This window comes from Mesorhizobium sp. M1A.F.Ca.IN.020.03.2.1, assembly GCF_004023205.1.
Taxonomy (GTDB): Bacteria; Pseudomonadota; Alphaproteobacteria; order Rhizobiales; family Rhizobiaceae; genus Mesorhizobium.
Window position 1 is genome coordinate 1 of record NZ_RZSV01000355.1, and the last position, 4,027, is coordinate 4,027.

General features: G+C 64.4%; 3 protein-coding genes and 1 pseudogene. 3 read left to right on the plus strand and 1 reads right to left on the minus strand.

Translation table 11 applies throughout. The features are described 5' to 3' along the window. From EOA79_RS34335 to EOA79_RS30400, 3 genes and pseudogenes are all read left to right on the plus strand, one after another. Positions 1–112, plus strand: a pseudogene (locus EOA79_RS34335) (sugar ABC transporter substrate-binding protein); the annotation flags it as partial. An 84-nt stretch (positions 113–196) separates the two neighbouring features. Beyond that, positions 197–991 (plus strand): ATP-binding cassette domain-containing protein, encoded by a 795-nt coding sequence (locus tag EOA79_RS30395; protein WP_095824906.1) that lies wholly within the window; start codon positions 197–199, stop codon positions 989–991. Then, the gene (locus tag EOA79_RS30400) at positions 991–2,043 is read left to right on the plus strand and encodes an ABC transporter permease (RefSeq protein WP_067323158.1); all 1,053 of its coding nucleotides are present in this window, start codon (positions 991–993) and stop codon (positions 2,041–2,043) included. Before EOA79_RS30395 ends, EOA79_RS30400 begins: the two co-directional genes overlap by 1 nt. Before the next feature lie 42 nt (positions 2,044–2,085). Here EOA79_RS30400 and EOA79_RS30405 read toward each other — a convergent pair. After that, on the minus strand, positions 2,086–4,027 hold a 1,942-nt coding region (locus tag EOA79_RS30405), incomplete at its 5' end, for a 3'-5' exonuclease (RefSeq protein WP_128293589.1).

Genomic DNA, 4,027 nt, shown 5'->3' on the forward strand with positions numbered 1-4,027 from the left:
CCAGCAGGTGGTGCTGGGTCTGGCGCCGATGAATGTCGATACCGGCGCCGGCTTCGTCACGCCGCAGAATTACGAGATCGTCGCCGAGCTGGCCAAGCAGGCGCTGCGTTGACCTCCCAGGCGGTCGGTCGGGGTTGGGCCCGGCCGACCGGATCGCCGGCAAGCGGCCGATAACACAATTGGAAGCGAGGATCGCATGGGCGAACGCATCATCGAACTGCGCGATATCAAGAAATCCTACGGCCAGGTCTATGCGCTGGGCGGCGTCAACCTCAGCGTCGATCGCGGCGAGGTGGTCGGCTTGATCGGCGACAACGGCGCCGGCAAATCGACGCTGATCAAGATCCTATCCGGCGTGGTCAAGCCGACAAGCGGCGACATCCTCGTACGCGGCAAGCCGGTGACCGGATGGAGTGCCGCCCGCTCGCGCGATGCCGGCATCGAGACGGTCTTCCAGGACCGCGCTTTGGCCGTGCAGCAGACGATCGTGCGCAACATCTTCATGGGCCGCGAGCTGACCGGCTTCATGGGCTGGCTGAAAGTCAACAAGGAGATCGAGGAGGCAAGCCGGCTGATGCGCGAGATCGGCTTCACATCGAAAGTGTTCACGCCGCATTCCATCGTCGGCCAGCTCTCGGGCGGCGAGCGTCAGGGTGTGGCGATCGCGCGCGCCATCTACAAGCAGGCGGAGCTGATTATCCTCGACGAGCCGACGACGGCGCTGTCGCTGAGGGAGACCGCCAAGGTCTTCCATTTCGTGCGCCAGGTGCGGGCGAGTGGCCGCTCGATCCTGTTCATCGGCCACAACATTCATCATGTCTTCGACATCGCCGACCGCTTCGTGGTGCTCGACCGCGGCAAGGTGGCGTTGACGGCTGACCGCAGCGAGGTCAAGTCAGCCGACGACCTCATCAACTTTATGGAAGAGATCGCGCATCCGGGTGGCCTGCCAGGGCTACACGAGGCGGGCGGAGCGGAGCAGAGAGCGTGATGAGCAAGGCCATGGAACCCGATCTGCAAACACCTCTGGGAAGAGCAAGCGGCCCGACAGAATCAGGCAAGCAGTGGAGTCATCCTTCCGATCACTGGCTGCGCGGCTTCGTCCTCGACAATCGCGCGGCGCTAGGCACGCTCGCCGTGTTCATCGTCATGATGGCGATCTTCATGATCGCCAACCCGACCGTCTTCACCACCTGGTATCTTTACAGCTCGGTGCTGACGACGCTTCCCGTCGCGCTGTTCGTTGTCGTGCCGCTGGTCTTCGTAGTCACCTGCGGCGAGATCGACCTATCGTTCCCGGCGACGATGGGTTTCGCCTCATGGGCCTTCGCGATCGTCGTGCAGGCCGGCTACGATCCGTTCCTCGGCATCGCCGCGGCGCTTCTCACCGGCACGCTGCTCGGCTTCCTGGTCGGATCGCTGGTGGTCTATGGCGGCCTGTCGTCGCTGATTGCCACGCTCGGCATGAACTTCCTGCTGCGCGGGCTGATCCAGATCATCAACGAGGGCAGGTCGACGGCGCTGACCAATCTGGCCGACAGCTCAGCTTACGCGATCTTCTCCAGCCAGCTCTGGGGCATCCCGGTGCAGATCTTCTGGGCGATCGCCTTCGTCGTGTTTTCGGCGCTGCTCTACAACCGCCACCGCTTCGGCGCCCAGGTCAAGGTGGTCGGCGACAATCCGGACAGCGCCAAGCAAATGGGCATCGACGTTCAGCGCGTCCGGGTCAAGGTGTTCGTCTTCACCGGCATCGGGGCGGCGATCGCCGGAACCTTCTCGGTGATGATCAACTTCACCTGGTGGCCGACGGCGGGCGACGGCTACCTGCTGCCGGTGCTGGCATCGGTGTTCGTCGGCGGCACGCCGACGTGGGGCGGTATCGGTACAGTGGTCGGCGGCGCGATCGGCGCGGTCACCGTGTCGTTCATCCAGACCGGCGTCGTCGCCGCGGGCCTCAGCGGCTTCTACGTGCAGTTCTTCAACGGGCTGATCATCATCCTGTCGCTGCTCGGCCACAAATGGAACCAGGCGCGGTATCGCTGAGAGGCTGCGGTTTTCGGACGGTAATCCGTTGGCGGCCGCCGCTCAAACGCTGGTGACAAACCCGTCCAGCACGCGTTTCTGGCCGGCCTTGTCAAAGTCGATGGTCAGCTTGTTGCCGTCGATGGCGGCAATGTTGCCGTTGCCGAATTTCTGGTGGAAGACGCGGTCGCCGAGCTTGAATGGCGAAGGTGTGTCGGCGACCGATTTGGCGACCAGCTCGCCTTCGATGGTGCGGCCTTTCACCGAGGTGCGGCCAGCGCCATAGCCGCTGTCGGTCTCGCCATAGCCGATGCGTTCGACCTGGTGGCCGGAGCGTGTGCCCCAGTTGCGGTCGGTCGCTTCGGTGCGGTTCGCCTGCGCGCGCTGCCAGCCGGGTGTCGCATAGGTGTTGGAGAAGCTGCCGGGTTTTTCCGCGCCGATATTGTCGAAGCGCGAGGCGCCGTAGGGATTCTGCCGGCCGCCGCCGCGGTCTGAGGCGAAGGAGCCGCCGCCATAGGGATTGCCATAGCCGCCATAGGAATTGCCGCCATCGGCGACATCGACATGGGCTTCCGGCAATTCATTGACGAAACGCGACGGAATGGTCGATTGCCACAGGCCGTGGATCTGGCGGTTTGAGACGAACCAGACGTGCAGGTTCTTTTTCGCGCGCGTCAGGCCGACATAGGCGAGGCGGCGTTCTTCCTCGAGGCCGGAGCGGCCGCCTTCGTCCAGCGCGCGCTGATGCGGGAACAGGCCTTCCTCCCAGCCGGGCAAGAATACGGTCTCGAACTCAAGCCCTTTCGCCGAATGCAGCGTCATGATCGAGACCGCATCGAGCGATTCGCCCTGCTCTGCCTCCATGACCAGCGCGACATGCTCGAGGAACGAACGCAGGGATTCATACTCCTCCATGGAGCGGATCAGTTCCTTGAGGTTCTCCAGCCGCCCGGGCGCTTCGGCCGAACGGTCGTTCTTCCACATGTCGGTGTAGCCGCTCTCCTCGAGGATGGTCTCGGCGAGCTCGGTGTGCGGCGTGGTCTCCAGCGCCTTCTGCCAGCGCTCGAAATTGGCCGCGACCTCGCGCAGCGCGGCGCGCGGCCTCGGCTTCAACTCGTCGCTTTCGGCGAGTGTCGCCGCGGCCTCAAGCATCGGGATTTGCATGGCGCGCGCGGTGTCGTGGATCTGGCGGATGGTGGCTTCGCCGAGCCCGCGCTTCGGCACGTTGACAATGCGCTCGAAGGCAAGGTCGTCGCCGCTGTTGGCGACGACGCGGAAGAAGGCCAGCGCGTCGCGGATTTCCAAGCGTTCGTAAAAGCGCGGGCCGCCGATGACTCGGTAGCTCAAGCCGAGCGTGATGAAGCGGTCTTCGAAGGCGCGCATCTGGAAGGACGCGCGCACCAGGATCGCCATATCGTTGAGGTTGTGCTTTTGCCGCTGGTAGGCCTCGATCGCCTCGCCGATGGCGCGCGCCTCTTCCTCCGAATCCCAGGCGGCATGGACATGCACCTTATCGTCCTCGGGGTCGTTGCGGTCGGTGAACAGCGTCTTGCCGAAGCGGCCCTCATTGTGGGCGATAAGATGCGAAGCCGCACCCAGTATATGCGCGGTGGAGCGGTAGTTGCGCTCCAGCCTGATGATGGTGGCGCCCGGAAAATCCTTGTCGAAGCGCAGGATATTGTCGACCTCGGCGCCGCGCCAGCCATAGATCGACTGGTCGTCGTCGCCGACGCAGCAAATGTTGACAGTGGATCGACGCCGGTTTCCCTCCCCCTTGAGGGGAGGGTGGCCGGGTGAAGCCCGGTCGGGAGGGGTCCTCGCGGCAGTGCTCGACGCTCCGGCGCCTGATGACTGGGCGGCGCCTTCCGCGGCGACCCCCTCCGTCCGCTTCGCGGACACCTCCCCCTCAAGGGGGGAGGATTGCGGCCTCTGCGCCAACAGGCGCAGCCACATGTATTGCGCGGTGTTGGTGTCCTGGTACTCGTCGACCAGGATGTATTTGAAC